The organism is Flavobacterium croceum DSM 17960, from assembly GCF_002917885.1.
GTDB classification, from domain to species: Bacteria; Bacteroidota; Bacteroidia; order Flavobacteriales; family Flavobacteriaceae; genus Flavobacterium; species Flavobacterium croceum.
Map to the genome: position 1 here is coordinate 42,664 of NZ_PQNY01000001.1, position 19,993 is coordinate 62,656.

Here is a 19,993-nt window from a genome sequence, read left to right on the forward strand (position 1 = left end):
TTATGGATGCTATTACAACTAAACGTATAGAGAAACTACATCCCTCTGTACGAAATGAAATGAAAAAAATAATTGAAAATTGCAATGCTTCACTTACAGGAAAAGCACAAGTGAGAATAACACAAAGCTTACGAACCTTTGAAGAACAAGATGTTTTGTATCAACAAGGAAGAACAAAACTAGGTAAAAAAATCACCAACGCAAAAGCTGGACAATCTATACATAATTATGGCTTTGCAGTAGATATATGCTTGATTATTGGTGGAAATACGGCTTCTTGGGATACCGCAAAAGATTGGGACAACGACCAAATTGCCGATTGGTATGAATGTGTGAAAATTTTCGCAATACACGGTTGGGAATGGGGCGGCAATTGGAAAACTTTTAAAGACCTTCCTCATTTTGAAAAAAGAGGATACAATAGTTGGCAAAAGCTTTCAAAACTTAAAAGAGATGAAAACAATTATGTAATTTTATAATAACGCCCAATGAAAACCAAAATAAGAATACTTAGCCTAGATGGAGGTGGAATAAGAGGTATAATTACCTGTGTCATTCTAAAATACATTGAAGAGCAATTGCAAAAAATAGATCATCCAAACGCAAAAATAGGCGATTATTTTGATATGATTTCTGGTAGCAGTACAGGTGGGCTGATTGCTTCTTTAATACTTTTTCCAAATCAAGACGGGAAAGCAAAATTTTCTGTACAAGAAGCCTTAGACCTATATGCCAATAAAGGCGAAGATATTTTCACTGTTTCTATGTGGGAAAAAATAATAAATCCTTTTGGTTTATTTAATGAAAAAATATCGCAACGTAATTTGGAAAAACAATTACAAGAAGTGTTTGGAAATTTAGAACTATCACAATTTATAAAACCTAGTTTAATTACCTCTTATGACATATTTAATAGAAAGGCGAAATTTTTTACAAGCCATGATGCTGTTGAAACATTGCAAAACTTTTATGTTAAAGATGTATGTCGAGCTACATCTGCGGCACCTACTTATTTTGAACCAGCACAAATTAAATCAACCTATGGGCAAGAATTTACGCTTATAGATGGGGGCGTCTATGCTAACAATCCGGCGTTGTGCGCCTATTCGGAAGCTCAAAAATTAAAATTCTCCAAATTATTACAAAATTCCAACAAACCCGACTATCCAAAAATAAAAGACATTCTTATGGTTTCTGTAGGAACAGGCATGGTACTTCAGCCCTATTCGTTTAAAAATTTTGAAAATGCAGGAAAAATCAAATGGGTTTCTCCACTTATAGATATTCTACTTTCTTCTAATGTAGAAACGGTCGATTATCATCTGCAAAAAATGTATGAAACACTAGGCGCTAGAAATTCTAAAAACTATTACAGGCTTATGCCTTCGCTATACAATGCCTCAGCAGATATGGATAACACTTCTGCCAAAAATATCTACAACCTTATTCAAGCTGGATTTCAGTATATAGAAAAAAATCAAAATATGCTTACAACAATAGCTAAAAAATTAATTGCTAATAAATAAATATAGCGCAGATACAGCACTCTTTTAAAATTTAATGTGTTGATTTTGTAACATCTTGCTCCTTTTTAGCACAAATAATACAAAACCATTGTTTTATGGAAAAAGTTTTAATTGTAAAAAACCTTACCAAAAAATTCAAAAGAGTCGCTGTAAATCAAATTTCTTTTGAAGTACAAAAAGGAAACGTATATGGATTATTAGGCCCTAACGGAAGTGGAAAATCTACAACTTTTGGAATGCTTTTATCTACTATAAATCCAACTTCTGGCGAATGGTACTGGTTTGGCGAAAAAGGAACTACACCCAAAACCTTAAAAAAAATAGGCGCTATAATTGAGCAACCCAATTTCTACCCTTATTTGAGTGCTGAGAAAAACTTGAAAATTGTAGCCAAAATAAAAGGAATTCCGTATTCTAGAATAGATGAAGTATTAACTCTTGTAGGTTTGCTAGAAAGAAAAAAAGATGCTTTTAAAACCTATTCTCTTGGAATGAAACAGCGCTTGGCAATAGCCTCGGCAATGATAAATAACCCCCAAGTACTTATTTTGGACGAACCCACAAATGGTTTAGACCCCGAAGGTATTATTCAAATACGAGAACTTATAGCACAAATTGCTCAAAAAGGCACTACAATTATTGTGGCAAGCCATTTGCTCGACGAAATTGAAAAAGTATGTAGCCATGTTATTGTGCTTAAAAACGGTAATGCTTTATATTGTGGCAGTGTAGAGGGAATGACAAGTAGTATGGGTTATTTTGAATTAAAATGCGAAAACAATGATGCTTTGATAAACGCATTACAAACCATGAATTTGTTCAAAAAAATACACATCCAAAACGAAGTAGTTATTGCTACTATCGAAAATGATATTGCGGCCGCAGAACTCAACAAAAAACTTGCACAAAGTGGCATTTATTTGTCTATGTTGCAAAAGAAAAAAGAAAGTTTAGAATCTCAATTTTTAGAACTTGTTAAAAAACAATAGCTATGATACGTTTATTACAATTGGAATGGCTTAAAAACCTTAGTTATAAACCATTTAAAATATTTAGTGTAATTTATTTTACCGTTTTGATTGCTTTGCTTTTTATAGGTTTGGTAGATTTTTCTATTGGTAATTTTACTATAAATTTAAAAGAACAAGGCATTTATAATTTTCCGCAAATATGGAATTTTACAACGTGGATTGTAGGACTATTTAAAATATTTTTAGGGTGTATTATTATATTTTCTATTTGTCAAGAATTTACAAATAGAATGTTTAAACAAAACACTATTGATGGTCTAAGCAGAAAAGAATTTATATTTTCAAAACTACTTACTATTCTAATTTTCACTACTTTTTCTACACTATTTGTATTGTTTGTTTCTTTGTATTTAGGATACAATTATTCTGAAAAAACATCTTTTAACTTAGTAACTCAAGAAATTTATTTTATTCCGAATTATTTTATAAAACTCTTTACATTTTTTACATTATTGATGTTTTTGTCAATAGTGTTACGAAAATCGATGTTTGTTTTTTTAGGGATTTTTGCACTTTGGTTCTTAGAACAAGTATTTAATGTTTTGGAAATGAAAGTTTTTTACTCTAATTATCCAAATATATCAAACCAAGAACTTGTTGAAAAAGTACAAAACGAATTTATGTGGAGCAAATTTTTACCACTAGAATCTACCTCAGGACTTATTCCAAACCCTATGATGCGCTTGCAAATTGCAGAAATGCTAGGCGGTAAATTTAGTTTTCAATACCCTACTTTTAACCTAGTAGCCTCATTGCTTTGGACTACATTATTTATACTAGCTAGCTATTGGATACTTAAAAAAAGAGATTGGTAGTGCTTTTAAATAGCTTCTCCAAAAGTAAGCAAGTTATAATCTGGATCTAATATTGAAAATTCTTTTTGTTTCCAAGGTTTTATTTCTAAACTACCATTAGGGTGAATTGAAACACCATTTTTAATCAATAAATCGTAATATACTTCAATTGCGCTAGTTCTAATATAAACCTGACCGTAATTAGTTAAAATATCTAATGTTTTGTGTTCAAAAAAATGAATTTCAACAGCATCTTTACAAAGCATTAAATATCCTTCATAATCAGCACCCTCAATTTGTTTAAAACCTAGTTTGTTTATATAAAAATCTTTAGTAATTAGCTTATTACGCATAGGTAGTTTAGGATGAATATTGGTAAGCATATTTATTATTGATTTTATGATTGATGGTTACAAAAGGTAAAAAACAAATGTAGCATAAACAAACGAGGCTACAAATATGGTGTAAAATGAATAATTTGGAATAGAATTTGTAGTTTTACACTCTGTAATTCAACATTTGTGGCAAACAAAAAAGCCTTTGTTTGGACACAAAACGTAATACTAAACATCAATAAATAAAACATCTAGCCTATGAAACTTTGGTTAAACTTACATTTAATTTTAAGTTGTTTTTTACTTTCCTTTTCAGTAAATGCGCAAGTATATCACTTTAAAACAAGTAGTTTGAGTGTTATGGACAAAGACGAAAAAGGAAAATGGAATACTTGGACAGAGTTTAAAAAAGCCGAGATTATTATTACTTTAGATGGTAAAAAAGATCGTTTTATTGTAAATTCTAAAGATTTACAGCTTTTTAAAATAAACAAATATTTAGAAAAAGTTACCACAGAAAATGATGAAACTATCGGTTTTGAATGTGAAGATAACACGGGCGAATTATGCTATATAATGATTATTACACGTAAAAAAGAAAACAACCGCAAGCAATTTTACATTATTTATAATGATTTAAAAATGGTGTATAACATTACCGATTATATATAATGCCTTTTACTTACCCAAAATCGGAAAAATTAAAAAGCACAAAAACAATTGGCTCTCTTTTTACAGAAGGAAAGTCGGTTTCAAAATATCCTTTGCGATTGGTTTATATAAAAGAAACTCATAGCGAAAGCGGGTTAAAGTTTGGTGTATCTGTTTCAAAAAAATACTTTAAAAAAGCGGTAGACAGAAACTATTATAAACGCGTATTACGCGAATGTTACAGGCTCAATCAAGATTTGCTAAAGCAAAATATAAAAGCGCCATATTCTATGATGTTTTTTTACCAAACAAAAGAGCGACTTACGTATCAAGAAATTTTTGAAAAAACACAACTTTTGTTTGCAAAATTCATTGAATCTGAATTGAAAATTGAAGAAAAAAAGGAATCTGTATAGTTTGCAAACTAAATATTTATTTTGATACTTTAATCTTTTTTTACTGATTCAATAGCATATTGTTTTTTGTATACTACAGATAATCATTTTACTAGCAAAACATAAAAACCAAAATCTATTGACTACTTTTTTTAAAAATAAAACCCTTTAATATTAGTATTACATCAAGTCCCAATATGTTTGGTTTATTATTTTCTTAGAAAAAATCAATCATACGAAATAAATATCACACAATTATTTCTCAATAATATTGTTTTTACAAGTGAAAAAAACATTCGTATACAAGTGATAGATAATTAAAAAACGTGCTACTTTCATTACTTCTTAATAGTTTTAGCTTAGATTTTTTTCATATTTTTGCATAAATAACGATTAATATGGTATCTGAAAGAGTAGGAGAATATATCGAAAAGAAGAAAATAAGCTATTATGCTTTTGAAAATAGTTTAAATGTAAGTCGTGGTAGTATTTCCAAAGCCGTAAAAGACAAAAAAAGCATTGGTAGTAACGTACTCGAAACGATTATGAATGTTTATACAGACATTAACCCTCAATGGCTTTTAACAGGAAATGGAGAAATGCTTAGTACCAATAATGATTTCTTGCTCAATAGAAGTATTGAAACTTATCGCCTTAAAACAGATGTTGCCGTAGAAAGTCAGCAAATTCCATTGTATGATATAGAAGCTGTGGCTGGGCTTGTTCCACTATTAAGCGGAGGGAAGCAATCTCCTATAGATTTTATTTCTATACCTAGACTTCCAAAGTGCGATGGGGCCGTTTATGTAACTGGTGATAGTATGTATCCGCTTTTAAAAAGTGGTGATATTGTATTGTATAAAGAAGTGCACGATGTGCTTAATGAGATTTTTTGGGGAGAAATGTATTTGCTAAGCCTTGATGTAAGTGGTGAAGAATATGTTACCGTAAAATACATTCAAAAATCAGAACATAAATCTTGTGTGCGTTTGGTAAGCCAAAATAAACACCACCAAGACAAAGATGTCGAACTCGATAAAATAAGGGCTCTTGCTCTTGTAAAAGCGAGTATAAGAGTCAATTCGATGTAATAAAAAAAGGAGACGAACTCCCTTTTTTTATTTTAAACTTAAAATCCAATCGCTTATAGTTTGTAAAACATTGGGGGAGATAGTTTCTTCTAGTTCTGCATATTCTTCTACAGAACAAACTTTACAAGTTTGTAATAAATGATTTAAATCTTCAAATGTTTTTATGGTAACCTTTTTGTTTTGCGCTTTATCTAACGATTTTTTTATTCCGTCTAAGTTTTCTTTTGCCAGCACCTGAATATCTTTATCACCGTTTATAGCCAATACAGGAATTTTTATTTTAGACCAATTTGTGTCTGGATTGTATTTTAAAAAATACACGAACCAAGGATATGTAATTTGAAATACTTGGCTGTTTATTTGTTCTTCTATTTCAGAATCTATTTTTTTATCTGGATTTGCGTTGGTAAACTCCTTAATTAAAAACTGCTTCGTATCATTTTCTAAGTTTGCTCCTTTATAGTTTTTTACAAACGAATAAAGTTTACGATTGTTTTCAGATGTTCTTTGTACTTCTTCCTCTGTAGCGCCTTGCGATTTTAACACCGCTTGGGTTTGCAATACCATCAACTCATCTATAGGTATCCCTGGGCCGGCCATAGAAATCAAAAACTTAACCTTTTGGTTCATTAAAGCTGTAATTGGCGCTATCATTCCTCCTTCGCTATGACCTGCTAACCCAATATTTTTATATCCTTTTTGAAATAAAAAATCTACTGCCGTACTTATGTCTGTAGCAAAATTTTCTGATGTATCGTGCATTGAACCTTTGCTAGAACTGCCTGTGCCTCTATCGTCCAAACGCAATACTCCTATGCCTTTTTTTGCAAAATCATCGGCAATAACCCAAAAAGCTTTATGACCAAATAGTTCACTATCTCGATTTTGAGCGCCCGAGCCTGTGATAAGCACTACTACTGGAAAATCTTTTTTGTTTTTCGGGTAAGTAAAAGTACCGGCCAAAGTGTTTTTATCTTTTGGATTTACAAACGACACGTCTTCTATCATATAATCAAAAGGAGCCTTAGGTTGTTGTGGACGATTCATTTTTACGGCACCAGTACCTGCTTGTAAGTTTAGAGGCAAACTCATTCCTCCCTGAGTAAATGTTCCTTGTATAGCATTGTTTTCTAAAACTCCTTTGTACTCCATCATCATTTTTGAGGCAACAATTGTAAGCTGGTTGTTGCTAAAATCTGTTTGATCTGTAGGGATATCTTTAACGCCTTGCATAGGGCTATCTATAGTGGTAGTAAACCCTTTATCTGTTTTAGAAATACGAAAAACAAGAGGAAGCTTTGTTCCTTGTATATCGAGTTCTCCAGACCATTCACCAACAATGTTTTGAGCATTTAGCTGACAAAAAATTGCCAGAAAAAACATTAAAATTAAATTTCTTTTCATATATATAAAATTTGAGTTAGTAGTATTTAAAAAAATTAAACCATTGTATTTATGATAAACTTTGTTAGTATTTCTAAAAGTAAAATAAGAACTGTAAACCAAACAAAATGTTTTGCTTTTTTGATGTTTGTTGCTGTTTTAAAGCCATTTATAAGTAGTACAAACGCATAAACTAAAGCCAACAAAAACACAAATGTTACAAACAACAACAATACAATTGTAAACGTGTCAAATTGTATGTTTTGAATGTTTTTCGAATTTTTTAATTGGTGTTCAATCTCTGCAAATACAGGCAAAGTTGTTAGCGTTGCAGAAACATAAAAGGGTATTCTAAACCATAACACTGCGGTTAGTACATCTATAAATCGTGTTTTTGTGTTGATGTATTTCCCAAAAATGTATAAAACAAGGCTCATACATACAACAATAATAACATTGGAAAACAAAAGCACCAAAGAAGATGCGTTTTCAAAAAGATGAATATCCAAAACACCGTCATAAACCACACCAAAATAATAGGCATAAATACCAGCCAATAAAGCAAACAAAACACCTGTCTGCATTAATTTTCTTTCAGAAATTTGTTCAAACGGATTAAAAATTAATTTCCAGTTCATACCTTATACGTTTTTAAGTTGATTAATTTTTTCAATTAAATCGTCCATTTTGTTGCGCATAGTAGGATAAGAATTTCCTGCCTGCTTAGCCATTTCTTTAATGCTACCGCTTGAAAGAAAAAAATCGAGAATAAAGTCTTGCTCTTCTCTATTTAATTTAAAAAATAAGGGTAAATTGTAATTACCATTAATCTCTGTTTGGCAATCGTTGCATTTCATCTGACTTACTTGCAACGTGTTTTCGCAACTTGGACAAACAATAGGAAGTTTCATTTTGAATAAAATTAAAATAATTTTTAACAAAATTAAAAAATATTTTAATTAAACAAAATTTTAAAGTATTTAATATAGATAAATTGAAAAAGGTATTTAATAAATTAAGATAAGAGGGTACAAAAAAAGAGTAATGTAAAATTACTCTTTTGTTTCGTTGTTTTTGTTGGAATTTTCTTCTTCTCCTTTTGAAGCTTTTTTAAATTCATTGATGCCGCTACCTAAGCCTTTCATCAATTCTGGAATTTTTTTTCCTCCAAAAAGTAATAATACTACAATTATTATTAGAATCCATTCTGAACCACCAAGTCTTCCCATGATATATAATTTAAGCTTTCGCTGTTAATGGTTTAACGAAGCAAAGGTATAAATAAAAAGATTTCACAACTAAAATTTTATCATAAAACTATCATATATTTGTAGTATGAAGTGGCAAAAAATTAAAGAGTTTTTTAAAAAAGATTTACTTAAAAGGCATTTATTTACCAAAAACCGATTGGTAATTGTAAATGATGATACTTTTGAAGAAGTTTTCTCGTTAAAACTTACATTGATGAATGTTTTTGTTTTTGCTACTTTAGGCGCAATTTTAATCATATTTGTTACTACATTTATCATTGCTTTTACTCCGCTTAGGGAATACATTCCTGGTTATACTTCTACAAAATTAAAACGAGAGGCTACAGAATTAGCATTAAAATCGGATTCTTTAAAATTTGCGATTAAAAAAAACGAACTATACCTAGAGTCTATAAAAAAAGTGCTCAATGGCAAACTAGAATATGCCAAAGTAAACAAAGATTCTATCATGGCAATACGAGTAGATACATTACCTGAGTTACAACTTGATGCCACAAAAGCCGAGCTAGAATTACGAAAAGAAGTAGAGATCGTAGAAAAAACCAAAAAGAAATAAATATGCTTCCTTTTTTTGAAATTTCATTAGTAGTAGGTATATGTTTTTTAATTGCTGCTTTAATCTCCTATCTTTTTCCACCAAAAAAAATAAATGATCTCTACGGATACCGAACAGCAAAGTCTAAAAAAAACATAGAAAACTGGAATTTTTCTCAAAAATATTCCACTATAAAAATGCTTGAGGTTAGTATAATGCTCATTTTACTGAGTTTTTTGGGTTACTTTTTTAAAAGTGAAATCATTCATTTACTATTGGGACTAACGCTTGTTTTTGGAGCAGTAGGCTATATTTTTATAACTACCGAAAAAGCACTTTCAAAATTTGAACAAACAAAATCATGTCAGTAAAATCATTTATAGCCAAACTTTTTGCTAAGTCTATTTATAATGAAACTCAAAAATGGACACAAAAGCCTGTTGAAACCCAACAAAAAGTTTTTCAAGATTTAATTCGTCAAGCAAAAGAAACGCAGTTTGGAAAAGATCATCAATTTAACAAAATAAAAACCTATTCCGATTTTGCAAAGCAAGTCCCTATTCGAGATTATGAAGACTTAAAACCTTATATAGAAGAAGTTACAAAAGGAAAAGAAAACATTTTATGGCCTGGTAAACCCATTTATTTTGCAAAAACTTCGGGTACAACTTCTGGGGCAAAATATATTCCGCTTACCAAACAATCGATGCCTTTTCATATCAAAGCTGCTCGAAACGCTATTTTGAGTTACATACACGAAACGGGCAACGCCGATTTTGTTGATGGAAAAATGATTTTTTTACAAGGAAGTCCAAAGCTAGAAGAAAAAAATGGCATTAAACTAGGGCGTTTATCTGGAATTGTAGCGCATTATGTGCCTAAATATCTGCAAAAAAATCGTTTGCCAAGTTGGGAAACCAACTCTATTGATGATTGGGAAACCAAAGTTGATGCCATTGTTGAAGAAACTTTCTCTGAAAACATGACTGTAATTTCGGGTATACCCTCGTGGGTGCAAATGTATTTTGAAAAACTACATCAAAAAGGAAATAAACCTATAGGCGAAATCTTCAAAAATTTTAATCTTTTTATATATGGCGGTGTAAACTACGAGCCTTATCGTGCAAAATTTGAAAATCTTATGGGAAGAAAAGTAGATGCAATAGAGCTTTTTCCTGCATCTGAAGGTTTTTTTGCCTACCAAGATTCTCAAAAAGAAAAAGGAATGTTATTGTTATTAAATTCAGGTATTTTTTATGAATTTGTAAAAGCAGATGAATTTTATACTCAAAACCCTAAAAGATACACTATTGGCGAAGTAGAATTGGGGGTAAACTATGCCTTGATTATCTCTACCAATGCCGGACTTTGGGCATACAATATTGGCGATACTGTTGAGTTTACTAGTTTACAACCTTACCGCGTAATTGTTTCGGGTAGATTAAAACACTACATTTCTGCATTTGGAGAGCATGTTATTGGCAAAGAAGTAGAAGAAGCTATAAAGCAAGCTATTACGGGAACCAATATCAGTATAAACGAATTTACAGTAGCTCCGCAAATTAACCCAAAAAACGGTTTGCCTTATCATGAATGGTTTATAGAATTTGAAAATGAACCAGCCGATTTACAAGAATTTGCGTTACAGATAGATCAAGCTATGCGTAAACAAAATGTATATTACGATGATTTAATTTCGGGGAATGTTTTACGAACATTAATTATTACAAAGGTTTCAAAAAATGGATTTCAAAAATATATGCAATCTATAGGCAAACTTGGCGGACAAAACAAATTACCAAGACTAAGCAACGATAGAAAAATTGCAGACAAACTGTTGTAAAAAAATTATTTAAAAAAAGTTGAGTTTTTTACTGCAACTTTTTTTACTAATTGCATCTTAGGTTCAAACCAAAATAGTTTTGGTTATTTAATCAAATCTTATTTATTATGAAAAAATTATTTTTACTATCACTTACCTTTCTTGCATTTGTAAGTTGTGAAACCTCAGATGTAGAAAATCAACTAAACAATCCTTCAACAGCACATATATATGCAGTAGGTGCAAATGGTAATTCAGAAGGATTTATCAATAAAGATGGTGCATACACAAGTCTTGGCACAAATTATCTGCCTTTTGATGTGTTTGTTTCTGGAAATGATGTTTATACTTGTGGAAATAAAGATAATATAGCAGCTTATTCAAAAAACGGAATGTTTACTCTCTTATCCAGTACATCTGGCGACCATGCGTATAAAATGTTTGTAAAAGACAACGATGTTTATATTGTAGGGCAAAAAGACAATCATCCTGCTTATTGGAAAAATGGTATTTTAACCTATTTAAACAATGATCCCAATTATACAGGTGTAGCATATGATATTGAAATTAAAAATAACGATGTATATATTGCTGGTTGTAATTATCCTACAGGAAGTTCTAATTATACCATTGCTTATTGGAAAAACGGAAATATAACAACTATAAACTCTAATCATACCTATTCTTGTGGATATGTTGGCGAAGTAAGTATTGCTGTAAATAACAACGATGTTTACTTATCTGTGAATGAAAGAGATGGTTCATCATCTATTTTTAATAGTAATGCTTATTTAATAAAAAATGGGGTAATAGAAACCTTAATAGCTAGTAATGCTGAAGTGCATGATATTTATATATCAAACGGTGATATCTATTTATGTGGTGACAAAATTGATGCTCAAGGAGTACCAAATAAATCGGTTGTTTGGAAAAACGGAAATAGTGTAACGGAAAAAAATGTTGAACATGGGGCTTTTACCTCTATGTATGTGAGTAACAATAATATTTTTGCTGTAGGTATAGAATCGAACTTGGTATCACCAAACCCGTTACCTTTTGGTACCCGAGAAAATCATGGTACTACATTGATAAACAATGTATTTAGTATTAACCCAGATTTTGGCGCAGCGGGAATAGGCTATGGTTTTACTTCTATGTTTGTTACAGAATAAATAGATTATAAATGAATAATAAATTAAATGTTTGGAAGTATAAATTGGACTGAAATTTATAATAAACATTCAAAAAAAATGTTATGGGTTTGCAAGCGGTATGTTGATGACATGTCGCTTGCTGAAGACCTAATGCATGAGGGTTTTATTACTGCAATGCAAAAACAGCATACTTTTTCTGGATTTGGCTCTTTTGAAGGCTGGCTCAAAACCATTATGATTAACACCTCTTTAATTTATTTAAGAAAAAATAAAAAAGGTGTTTTTATTTCAGAAATTGAAATTCCAGATACTATTCCAGAAACTATAGATATGAATTTGGTTACCAATAGTAAGAGTAAGATAATAAACACAGATTTTACCCAAGAAGAACTTCTTGAGGTAGTGGCATCTATTCCTGAACATCATAGAATAGTTTTTAATATGTATGTTGTTGATAATTTCTCTCACAGCAAAATAAGTAAAACACTTAATATTACTACCAATACATCCAAATCACATCTATTGAGAGCAAGAAAAAAAATACAAGAACTATTATTCCTAAAAGCATCTGAAAAAGAGCAGAAAAAAGATAGAAAAAAACTATTTTTCTGGTTTTTCTTTATTAGCCTTTATGTAGATTCTCTATATGCTGCTAGTTTTTCATCATTTCAAACAAAACCTGTAAAACCATTTGATATAGCCGAAATAATTAGAATAAATAATTTGCCTGTAAAAGCTACAAAAGGCTTTATTTTTAGAGTAACTTTACAAAACTTTATACTTTCTTTGTTTTCTATAATTCTTATTTTTTTAGGAATTTTATACTTTTTTACTTCAAAAAACAATGTTACTATAGAGATTGATTTAAGTAAGGCTCAAAAAGAAAAAAACAAAATAAATTCTATTGAAAAAGGCACTCTAAAAAACACTTTTTTAATCACAGAAAACGATTCTCTTAACCAATCTAATTTAGAAAAAAAATCAAAACCAGAATCTAATATAAAACTAGAAACCAGCATATTAAATGAATCAGCAAAGAGTAAAAAACGGAAAAGAAATAATGTTGTAGTTAAAAAAATTGTTGATACAGTGTATGTTTATGAATAAATTACTACTAACCTTATTACTAATTTCTTTTTTCTCTTTTTCACAAACAAAAAAAAAGGTTGACACCATTTATGTTCGTGAAAAAGTTGTTGTTTACAAAAAAAGACCAAAAAACGACACTACTCTTACAAAGAGCTCTATTTTAGACAGCATTATCGTCAAAAACAATTCTTTACCAATAAAACAAGCGGCAATGCTACCTATTGCAGATACTACTCTTGTTTTAAAAAATCTTTTAAAACCGCTCAAAAAAACACCAAAAAAAAACCATTATTTTCAAATAGATAAATTTGGAGTTTCTGTACAATATTTATTTTCAAAACAATCAGAAATTCAAAGTATAGGTGGCGGAATTGGCATTTTTACTAGAAAAAATATTTATAACAATAAACTTTTTATACATTTAGAATTATCGTTTTCAAAAGTATTTAGCTCAAGTGAGTCAAAATCTTTTGATGGCTACTTTATTACTCCAAACGAAGTTATGTATTACATACCTCAAGACATAAAAACTCAACAAATATGTCTACCAATAAATTTCTATTATAAACTAGGTAAAATAAAACCGTTACTAGGTTTTTCTTACACTAAAAAACAAACAGAATTTAATTTCTTTTCTTATCCAAACAATACAGAATTAACAACAATTCAAGAAAAAAAGTATGATTTAAAACAAGATTATCTCGACTTTAATTATGGTTTAGAATATGATTTGTCAAAAAGAATTTGTATAGCCTTAAAGTCAAAAATAACGCTTTCTAGATTTAATGGAGATAACCCAACAAATGGTCTAAAGTCTGTAGAATATTTACAATTTTTTTCCAACCAACTAACTCTTGGATTCTATTACAATTTTATAACGCATTAGTTAGAAAAATAACGAATTTTTTACATATATTTCTTTAATGAAATTATCTTTGATAAAATCATGGGGATATCCTTATAAATAAACAATAATCTTTAAAAAAGATGAAAAACATTCTACTTCTATTTATATCTGTAATGTCGTTTGCTCAAGTTAAAGGCGTGGTAAAAGATAGTGTTTCGGGCAAACCTATACCGTATGTAACCATTTCTTTAGAAAATCAAGCCAAAGGAACAACTTCAGACGAAGAGGGTAAATTCAGCATAAACACCCAAACGGGAAACTTGGTATTTTCGGCAGTAGGATACCATAAAAAAAAGGTCTCCATTACCAAAGAAATGAATGTATTTATGCAGCCAAAAAATCACACATTGCAAGATGTTGTTATTTTAAACAAACTTCAAACAAAAACAATAGAAATTGGCGATTATAAAAACAGTATTCGTCAGGCATTTGATAATGGTCCAAAAATAGACGCCAAATTTTTTCCATACTTAACAAAGTATAAAAAAACGAGGTTTATTAAAAAAATTACTGTGTATACCGATAGTCAAATAGACTCTGCAATTGTAAAAATGAGATTGTATAGTGTAGACGAAAACGGACTTCCTGCTTCAGATTTATTACAAAAAGACATTATAGTAAAACCCAAAAAAGGAATTTATAGAAACGTTATTGATGTATCAGACTATAATTTAATATTTCCTAAAAAAGGTCTTTTTGTAGCTTTTGAAAAATTATTTATTGATAAAAACAAAGTTGAAAAAACCATAATCGACCAAAATACAAACACGGTAAAAATTCAAAAAATATACTACCCGTTCATGTTGTACAACAGAATAGAACTAAGTGGCATATTTACCTATTATGGTGGGGCTTGGCAAAAAATAGAAGAAAAAAACAACGAAAACAAAATGGTTGTAAAACCCTATTTTGAACCCGCTATAACCATTTTTTTAAGCAATTAAACGCTATAAATTTTAATTTCAAAACAAATAAAATAACTCTTTACTAAGCAATAAATGGCATATTCATTAGTTTACAGTATTTATTGAGCTTAAAATCATTATTTTTGCACGTTAGAAAAAATAATTTAATGAAAGAAATTAAAAACATTTCGCGCTCAAGAGCGCAAGAATCGTCGGCAGCTATCGAACGATTGTACATTACTATGCGTCATTTATTTAACCGTGGTTTTTATAAGCCTATGGGAGTATCTGGCGAAACACTAAGAGAAGCCTTGCTAGAACTTAGACCCGAAATTTATGGCAGTATTGCCGATGAAAAAGTAGAACTAAACGGATTACTTTATGTTATTGAGCGTTTGCCAATAGGTATAGAAGAATGTAGATTTATAAATCTTACTTCAGATGAAGGCTATTCTAGATCTCATTTTACACCTATAATTCCGCCTAAAAGAAAAAGAAATTGTTACCGTATCGATGAAGAGCAAATGAATGTAGAAATTACTCGAGGTCGATCTGATATTTATGACATTCTTACGCATCTTACTTTTATTTTTATTGAATCGCACAAAATAAAAGATAAAGTTCTTCTTGACGATTCTATGAGTGAGTTATCTAGAGATTGGCTAAAATTGGAGCAGGTCGTTTTGCAAAATAATAAGCTTACGCAAATAGAAAAAGAAAAAGCTATTTCGCACTGTGCTAATATTTTAGGAAGAAGTTTCTCAGAAATATTAGATATTTATGATGGCTTTGGCACTAAAGAAAAGCCCGATCGTTTTTTACATGTAATTTATTGGTTAGGCAAATTAGCCATTGAAGAAGTTGTAGACAACAATAAACGAACCATTACTTTTAGCCCAATACTTAGAGAGCGTTTAGGGCATCATATACATGGTGAAATTTGGGCAAATAATATTAAAGAGGTGCTTAAAAACAACAACTTATTACAAAGACCCTTACATATTATTAGTGCCAATATGCACAGCGTAATGAATTCTATTTATGCCAATGGTGTTTTAGGCGCAAAATACAAAGACAAATCGGAATATGTTATTTATGAAGATTTAAGTGCTTCTGGCAGTAGTGATTTAAGACAAAAAGTAGAACAATTTGCACTTAAAAGTGGTATGATTTCGCTTCCAGACACATCGGGAACAAACATTGATGTGCAACTATTTGATACGTCAAAAATAGATTGGAAAAAATCCAATTTTCCAAATGCCAACATACAAGGTGAAGCACCAGTAATAATTGTTATGGACTATGCTTTTGGAGAACAAGCTTTTGAAACTATAGATGAATTGTTAAAACCTTATAAAGTAGAAAAAGAAAAAATATTCTTAAATGTAGAATCTGTTTCTATAATGGGAAAAGCTGGTATTCTTGAAGGAGGAAAAGGAGATATTATGATTCCTAATGCTCATGTTAATGAAGGCACCGCAGACAACTACCCTTTTGAAAACGAATTAACAAAAGAAATGTTTGAAGGTCATGGTATTCCTGTGTTTTCTGGCCCTATGATTACAGTATTAGGCACCTCGTTACAAAATAAAGACTTATTAAAATTCTTTCACGAATCTACCTGGGGCGCTATTGGTCTAGAAATGGAAGGAGCATATTACCAAAAAGCAATTCAATCTGCCTCTAGAATTAGAAAAAGCACCAATCCAAATGTAAAAGTTCGTTATGCCTACTATGCTTCAGATAATCCTTTGGAAACAGGTAGCACATTAGCTTCGGGTGGTTTAGGAACAACGGGGGTAAAACCAACATATTTGATCACTATAAAAATATTAGAACAAATATTTAACATTAATCAATAATGAATACAGAAAATAATTTACCACAAAATGATCAAGAAATTGATTTGGGTGTGCTTTTTAAAAAAGTATCAATCATAATTAACACATTCATTATTAAAGTTTTTTCGTTTTTTAAAAGCAATGGGAAGACTTTACTATTTATATTTTTAATTGGAACAGTTATAGGTTTTTTGTTAGATGCGAAATTAAAAAGTTATGTTTCTGAAATTATTGTAAATACTAACCATACTGGTAATGAATATTTATATTCAAAAGTGAAGCAATTAAACTCTCAAATCCAGCTTAAAGAAAATAGCTTTGAAAATAAAATAAACTATGACAATTTCTCTAAAATTGAGATAGAGCCAATTATTGATATTTATAATTTTGTAAATAATCAAGCTTTAGCGAACAATGCACAGAATTCGCAAAATTTTGAAATGATAAAATTACTTTCTGAAAATTCAGATATTAATAAGGTTATTAAAGATGAAATAACTAGCAAAAATTTCTATTTTCAAAAAATCAACATTTATTCTGCAAAAAAGATTTCTTATAAAGAAACTAAAAGTATTCTTAATTTTCTTAATAAAGATGTGTATTTTGATAGCATAAAAAATTTAAAGTTAGAAAACATTAACCGAAGAATTATAGAAAATGATTCTATAATAAAACAGATTGATTTGCTGATTACTAGTTACAAAAATAGTTTGGAAAGAAACTCAAATCCTTTAATAAAAAGTGAGAATTCTGAAATTGGTCAATTAATATCTCAAAAAAGAGATCTGTTAAATCAAATTGCTCAAGATAGATTAGATTTAATATCTCAAACAAAATTAATAAAAGACAATACTATTGTACTTAATTCTATAAACAATAAAGGCTTGGCTAATAAAAGTAAACTCATAGTTCCTATCTTTCTTTTATTTATATTTTTTATTTATAAAATAATGTTGAATTTGAATAATAGATTAAAATCAATTTCAAAATAATGAAAGGTATCATCCTTGCAGGAGGCTCTGGCACTCGACTACATCCGCTCACTTTGGCAGTAAGCAAACAACTTATGCCTATATATGACAAACCGATGATATACTACCCACTTTCAACATTAATGTGGGCTGGAATACATGAAATATTAATAATATCTACACCACATGATTTGCCATTATTTCAACAATTGCTTGGTGATGGTAAAAAATTTGGGTGTCGTTTTGAATATGCTGTACAAGAAGCTCCAAACGGGCTTGCTGAAGCTTTTATTATAGGAAAAGAATTTGTAGGCAATGATAAAGTAGCATTAATTCTTGGAGACAATATTTTTTACGGCACAGGTTTAGCAGAATTACTTCAAGCAAACAACAATCCAGATGGCGGTATTATATATGCGTATCATGTGCACGACCCTGAACGATATGGTGTAGTAGATTTTGACAAAGAAGGTAAAGTTCTTTCTATTGAAGAAAAACCAACAGAACCAAAATCAAATTTTGCAGTACCAGGCATCTATTTTTATGATAATTCTGTACTTGAAATTGCTGCAAATATTAAACCTAGTCCTCGAGGAGAACTCGAAATTACAGATGTAAACAAAGAATATTTAAAGCAAGGTAAACTTAAAGTAAGCATATTAGACAGAGGTACAGCTTGGTTAGACACGGGAACTTTCCAATCATTAATGCAAGCAGGACAATTTGTACAAGTAATTGAAGAACGCCAAGGTCTAAAAATAGGCGCTATTGAAGAAGCTGCATACAAAATGGGCTTTATAAACGCAAACCAACTCAAAGAGCTGGCAAACCCTTTACTAAAAAGTGGTTATGGAACTCATTTAATGTCATTATTAGAAGAATAAAAGCAATTTTATGCGTTTTATAGAAACAAAATTAGAAGGGTGTTTTGTAATAGAACCTACCGTTTTCAAAGACGACAGAGGCTATTTTATGGAAAGTTTCAACGAAAACACCTTTGAAAAAGGTATTGGTAAAAAAATTCATTTTGTACAAGACAACCAATCTTACTCGAGTAAAGGTGTATTAAGAGGTTTACATTACCAATGTGGTGAGCACGCACAAGCAAAATTAGTACGTGTTTTAGAAGGCGAAGTTCTCGATGTAGCTGTAGATTTACGTCCAAATTCTAAAACATTTGGGTACTATGAATCTATTATTCTTACGGCCGAAAATCAAAAACAATTTTTTGTTCCTAGAGGATTTGCTCATGGATTTTTGGTATTGAGCGATACGGCAACTTTTTTTTACAAATGCGATAATTTTTATAATAAAGAAAGTGAGGGCGGATTAATTTATAATGACCCAACACTAAACATTGATTGGCAAACCCCTTTGGACCATTTAATAATTTCTGATAAAGACAAGATATTACCCACATTACAAAACGCAAAAAAAATATGGTAGTACTCGTTACAGGCGGAAACGGACAGTTGGGGCAATCCATTCAATATATTGCGCCAAAATATGCTCAAATTGATTTTATTTTTGCAGATTCTGATACGCTAGATATTACTAATGAAAAAGAATGTTTTTCATTTTTTGAAAAGCATAAACCGCATTATTGTATCAATACGGCCGCTTATACAGCTGTTGATAAAGCCGAAAGCGAACCAGAAAAAGCGCACAATATTAATGTTTTAGGCGCAAAAAACTTAGCTCAAGCTTGTTTAAAACACAATAGCATATTGTTGCATATTTCTACCGATTTTGTTTTTGATGGCACTAAAAACAGTCCTTATCAAGAAACCGACACTCCAAATCCGTTGGGAGTATATGGAAAAACAAAATTAGATGGTGAAAAAGCAATTCAGGAAACATTTTCAAACTACTATATCATCAGAACTTCTTGGGTTTATTCGCAATTTGCGAACAATTTTATGAAAACCATGTTACGGTTGGCTCAAGAAAGAGATAGTTTATCTATAGTATCCGATCAAGTAGGTACGCCTACTCATGCATTAGATTTAGCCGAATGTTTAGTCAAAATAATACAAAACCACAACAACCAATTAGCACACACTAATTATGGATTGTATCATTTTTCTAATGAAGGCTATTGTAGTTGGTTTGATTTTGCAAAAAAAATATTTGAGGCTAATAATGTAACTATTGCTATTCAACCCATACCAAGTTCGGCATATCCTACACCTGCTAAACGACCTTTGTATAGTGTTTTGGATAAAACTAAAATAAAAAAAACTTTTAATCTTGATATTCCAAACTGGGAACAAAGTTTAAAACCATTGTAAA

Annotated in this window: 24 protein-coding genes; 19 read left to right on the forward strand and 5 right to left on the reverse strand. The window is 30.3% G+C overall.

Annotated features, from left to right (window positions below; genetic code table 11):
* Positions 1–2: 2 nt before the first annotated feature.
* The 4 genes from Q361_RS00235 to Q361_RS00250 all read left to right on the forward strand — a co-directional run bounded on the left by Q361_RS00235 (position 3) and on the right by Q361_RS00250 (position 3,372).
* Positions 3–479 (forward strand): M15 family metallopeptidase, encoded by a 477-nt coding sequence (locus Q361_RS00235; protein ID WP_103724697.1) that lies wholly within the window; start codon positions 3–5, stop codon positions 477–479.
* A gap of 9 nt (positions 480–488) precedes the next feature.
* Entirely contained in the window at positions 489–1,526 is a 1,038-nt protein-coding gene (locus Q361_RS00240; protein WP_103724698.1) for a patatin-like phospholipase family protein, read from the forward strand.
* Positions 1,527–1,621: 95 nt separating this feature from the next.
* The gene (locus tag Q361_RS00245) at positions 1,622–2,515 is read left to right on the forward strand and encodes an ABC transporter ATP-binding protein (RefSeq protein WP_103724699.1); all 894 of its coding nucleotides are present in this window, start codon (positions 1,622–1,624) and stop codon (positions 2,513–2,515) included.
* 2 nt (positions 2,516–2,517) lie between these two features.
* Positions 2,518–3,372, forward strand: a complete 855-nt coding sequence (locus Q361_RS00250) for an ABC transporter permease (RefSeq protein WP_103724700.1) — start codon at positions 2,518–2,520, stop codon at positions 3,370–3,372.
* A gap of 5 nt (positions 3,373–3,377) precedes the next feature.
* Here Q361_RS00250 and Q361_RS00255 read toward each other — a convergent pair whose 3' ends face one another.
* The gene (locus Q361_RS00255; protein ID WP_103724701.1) at positions 3,378–3,734 is read right to left on the reverse strand and encodes a bleomycin resistance protein; all 357 of its coding nucleotides are present in this window, start codon (positions 3,732–3,734) and stop codon (positions 3,378–3,380) included.
* Positions 3,735–3,944: 210 nt separating this feature from the next.
* Here Q361_RS00255 and Q361_RS00260 point away from each other — a divergent pair, with 210 nt between their 5' ends.
* The 3 genes from Q361_RS00260 to Q361_RS00270 all read left to right on the forward strand — a co-directional run bounded on the left by Q361_RS00260 (position 3,945) and on the right by Q361_RS00270 (position 5,823).
* Positions 3,945–4,358, forward strand: coding sequence for a hypothetical protein (locus Q361_RS00260; protein WP_146046958.1), 414 nt, complete (start codon positions 3,945–3,947; stop codon positions 4,356–4,358).
* Positions 4,358–4,753: a ribonuclease P protein component gene (gene rnpA / locus Q361_RS00265; protein WP_103724703.1), complete on the forward strand. Its 396-nt coding sequence runs from the start codon at positions 4,358–4,360 to the stop codon at positions 4,751–4,753. The genes Q361_RS00260 and rnpA overlap by 1 nt, the downstream gene beginning before the upstream one ends.
* A gap of 377 nt (positions 4,754–5,130) precedes the next feature.
* Complete coding sequence (locus Q361_RS00270; RefSeq protein ID WP_103724704.1) at positions 5,131–5,823, forward strand: S24 family peptidase; 693 nt, start codon at positions 5,131–5,133, stop codon at positions 5,821–5,823.
* Positions 5,824–5,850: 27 nt separating this feature from the next.
* On the opposite strand, the gene Q361_RS00275 is transcribed toward Q361_RS00270, so the two are convergent.
* The 4 genes from Q361_RS00275 to tatA form a co-directional block, all read right to left on the reverse strand.
* The gene (locus tag Q361_RS00275) at positions 5,851–7,227 is read right to left on the reverse strand and encodes an alpha/beta hydrolase family protein (protein ID WP_103724705.1); all 1,377 of its coding nucleotides are present in this window, start codon (positions 7,225–7,227) and stop codon (positions 5,851–5,853) included.
* Positions 7,228–7,262: 35 nt separating this feature from the next.
* A complete protein-coding gene (locus Q361_RS00280) occupies positions 7,263–7,844 on the reverse strand; it encodes a YIP1 family protein (RefSeq protein ID WP_103724706.1) in 582 nt (193 codons plus the stop codon).
* A 3-nt stretch (positions 7,845–7,847) separates the two neighbouring features.
* Entirely contained in the window at positions 7,848–8,117 is a 270-nt protein-coding gene (locus Q361_RS00285; RefSeq protein ID WP_103724707.1) for a DUF2089 family protein, read from the reverse strand.
* A 141-nt stretch (positions 8,118–8,258) separates the two neighbouring features.
* Positions 8,259–8,435, reverse strand: coding sequence for a twin-arginine translocase TatA/TatE family subunit (gene tatA / locus Q361_RS00290; protein ID WP_103724708.1), 177 nt, complete (start codon positions 8,433–8,435; stop codon positions 8,259–8,261).
* A 106-nt stretch (positions 8,436–8,541) separates the two neighbouring features.
* Between tatA and Q361_RS00295 the strand changes: the two genes are divergently transcribed.
* The 12 genes from Q361_RS00295 (at position 8,542) to rfbD (ending at position 19,992) form a co-directional block, all read left to right on the forward strand.
* Positions 8,542–9,033 (forward strand): peptidase, encoded by a 492-nt coding sequence (locus Q361_RS00295; protein WP_103724709.1) that lies wholly within the window; start codon positions 8,542–8,544, stop codon positions 9,031–9,033.
* A 2-nt stretch (positions 9,034–9,035) separates the two neighbouring features.
* On the forward strand, positions 9,036–9,383 hold the full coding sequence (locus tag Q361_RS00300) for an SdpI family protein (protein WP_103724710.1): 348 nt from the start codon (positions 9,036–9,038) through the stop codon (positions 9,381–9,383).
* Entirely contained in the window at positions 9,374–10,855 is a 1,482-nt protein-coding gene (locus tag Q361_RS00305) for a GH3 auxin-responsive promoter family protein (protein WP_103724711.1), read from the forward strand. The genes Q361_RS00300 and Q361_RS00305 overlap by 10 nt, the downstream gene beginning before the upstream one ends.
* 107 nt (positions 10,856–10,962) lie before the next feature.
* Positions 10,963–12,006 carry a hypothetical protein gene (locus Q361_RS00310; RefSeq protein ID WP_103724712.1) on the forward strand — a complete coding sequence of 348 codons (1,044 nt, stop codon included), beginning with the start codon at positions 10,963–10,965 and terminating at the stop codon, positions 12,004–12,006.
* Positions 12,007–12,033: 27 nt separating this feature from the next.
* Complete coding sequence (locus tag Q361_RS00315; RefSeq protein WP_103724713.1) at positions 12,034–13,095, forward strand: RNA polymerase sigma factor; 1,062 nt, start codon at positions 12,034–12,036, stop codon at positions 13,093–13,095.
* Positions 13,088–13,963, forward strand: a complete 876-nt coding sequence (locus tag Q361_RS00320; protein WP_146046959.1) for a hypothetical protein — start codon at positions 13,088–13,090, stop codon at positions 13,961–13,963. Before Q361_RS00315 ends, Q361_RS00320 begins: the two co-directional genes overlap by 8 nt.
* A 101-nt stretch (positions 13,964–14,064) precedes the next feature.
* A complete protein-coding gene (locus Q361_RS00325; protein ID WP_103724715.1) occupies positions 14,065–14,928 on the forward strand; it encodes a carboxypeptidase-like regulatory domain-containing protein in 864 nt (287 codons plus the stop codon).
* A gap of 128 nt (positions 14,929–15,056) precedes the next feature.
* Entirely contained in the window at positions 15,057–16,751 is a 1,695-nt protein-coding gene (locus Q361_RS00330; protein ID WP_103724716.1) for a DUF6909 family protein, read from the forward strand.
* On the forward strand, positions 16,751–17,722 hold the full coding sequence (locus Q361_RS00335; RefSeq protein WP_103724717.1) for a hypothetical protein: 972 nt from the start codon (positions 16,751–16,753) through the stop codon (positions 17,720–17,722). The genes Q361_RS00330 and Q361_RS00335 overlap by 1 nt, the downstream gene beginning before the upstream one ends.
* Entirely contained in the window at positions 17,722–18,585 is an 864-nt protein-coding gene (gene rfbA, locus Q361_RS00340) for a glucose-1-phosphate thymidylyltransferase RfbA (RefSeq protein ID WP_103724718.1), read from the forward strand. Before Q361_RS00335 ends, rfbA begins: the two co-directional genes overlap by 1 nt.
* A 10-nt stretch (positions 18,586–18,595) precedes the next feature.
* Entirely contained in the window at positions 18,596–19,147 is a 552-nt protein-coding gene (rfbC, locus tag Q361_RS00345; protein WP_103724719.1) for a dTDP-4-dehydrorhamnose 3,5-epimerase, read from the forward strand.
* Positions 19,141–19,992: a dTDP-4-dehydrorhamnose reductase gene (gene rfbD / locus Q361_RS00350; protein WP_103724720.1), complete on the forward strand. Its 852-nt coding sequence runs from the start codon at positions 19,141–19,143 to the stop codon at positions 19,990–19,992. Before rfbC ends, rfbD begins: the two co-directional genes overlap by 7 nt.
* Position 19,993: the final 1 nt, after the last annotated feature.

Coding starts and splice junctions, on each gene's coding strand:
- tatA (WP_103724708.1), bottom strand. CDS start 8,435: ATGGGAAGACTTGGTGGTTCAGAATGGATTCTAATAATAATTGTAGTA.
- Q361_RS00305 (WP_103724711.1), top strand. CDS start 9,374: ATGTCAGTAAAATCATTTATAGCCAAACTTTTTGCTAAGTCTATTTAT.
- Q361_RS00315 (WP_103724713.1), top strand. CDS start 12,034: ATGTTTGGAAGTATAAATTGGACTGAAATTTATAATAAACATTCAAAA.
- Q361_RS00295 (WP_103724709.1), top strand. CDS start 8,542: ATGAAGTGGCAAAAAATTAAAGAGTTTTTTAAAAAAGATTTACTTAAA.
- rfbD (WP_103724720.1), top strand. CDS start 19,141: ATGGTAGTACTCGTTACAGGCGGAAACGGACAGTTGGGGCAATCCATT.
- Q361_RS00255 (WP_103724701.1), bottom strand. CDS start 3,734: ATGCTTACCAATATTCATCCTAAACTACCTATGCGTAATAAGCTAATT.
- Q361_RS00330 (WP_103724716.1), top strand. CDS start 15,057: ATGAAAGAAATTAAAAACATTTCGCGCTCAAGAGCGCAAGAATCGTCG.
- Q361_RS00240 (WP_103724698.1), top strand. CDS start 489: ATGAAAACCAAAATAAGAATACTTAGCCTAGATGGAGGTGGAATAAGA.
- Q361_RS00270 (WP_103724704.1), top strand. CDS start 5,131: ATGGTATCTGAAAGAGTAGGAGAATATATCGAAAAGAAGAAAATAAGC.
- Q361_RS00260 (WP_146046958.1), top strand. CDS start 3,945: ATGAAACTTTGGTTAAACTTACATTTAATTTTAAGTTGTTTTTTACTT.
- Q361_RS00250 (WP_103724700.1), top strand. CDS start 2,518: ATGATACGTTTATTACAATTGGAATGGCTTAAAAACCTTAGTTATAAA.
- Q361_RS00325 (WP_103724715.1), top strand. CDS start 14,065: ATGAAAAACATTCTACTTCTATTTATATCTGTAATGTCGTTTGCTCAA.
- Q361_RS00300 (WP_103724710.1), top strand. CDS start 9,036: ATGCTTCCTTTTTTTGAAATTTCATTAGTAGTAGGTATATGTTTTTTA.
- Q361_RS00280 (WP_103724706.1), bottom strand. CDS start 7,844: ATGAACTGGAAATTAATTTTTAATCCGTTTGAACAAATTTCTGAAAGA.
- Q361_RS00275 (WP_103724705.1), bottom strand. CDS start 7,227: ATGAAAAGAAATTTAATTTTAATGTTTTTTCTGGCAATTTTTTGTCAG.
- Q361_RS00335 (WP_103724717.1), top strand. CDS start 16,751: ATGAATACAGAAAATAATTTACCACAAAATGATCAAGAAATTGATTTG.
- rnpA (WP_103724703.1), top strand. CDS start 4,358: ATGCCTTTTACTTACCCAAAATCGGAAAAATTAAAAAGCACAAAAACA.
- Q361_RS00285 (WP_103724707.1), bottom strand. CDS start 8,117: ATGAAACTTCCTATTGTTTGTCCAAGTTGCGAAAACACGTTGCAAGTA.
- Q361_RS00320 (WP_146046959.1), top strand. CDS start 13,088: ATGAATAAATTACTACTAACCTTATTACTAATTTCTTTTTTCTCTTTT.
- rfbA (WP_103724718.1), top strand. CDS start 17,722: ATGAAAGGTATCATCCTTGCAGGAGGCTCTGGCACTCGACTACATCCG.
- rfbC (WP_103724719.1), top strand. CDS start 18,596: ATGCGTTTTATAGAAACAAAATTAGAAGGGTGTTTTGTAATAGAACCT.
- Q361_RS00245 (WP_103724699.1), top strand. CDS start 1,622: ATGGAAAAAGTTTTAATTGTAAAAAACCTTACCAAAAAATTCAAAAGA.
- Q361_RS00235 (WP_103724697.1), top strand. CDS start 3: ATGGATGCTATTACAACTAAACGTATAGAGAAACTACATCCCTCTGTA.
- Q361_RS00310 (WP_103724712.1), top strand. CDS start 10,963: ATGAAAAAATTATTTTTACTATCACTTACCTTTCTTGCATTTGTAAGT.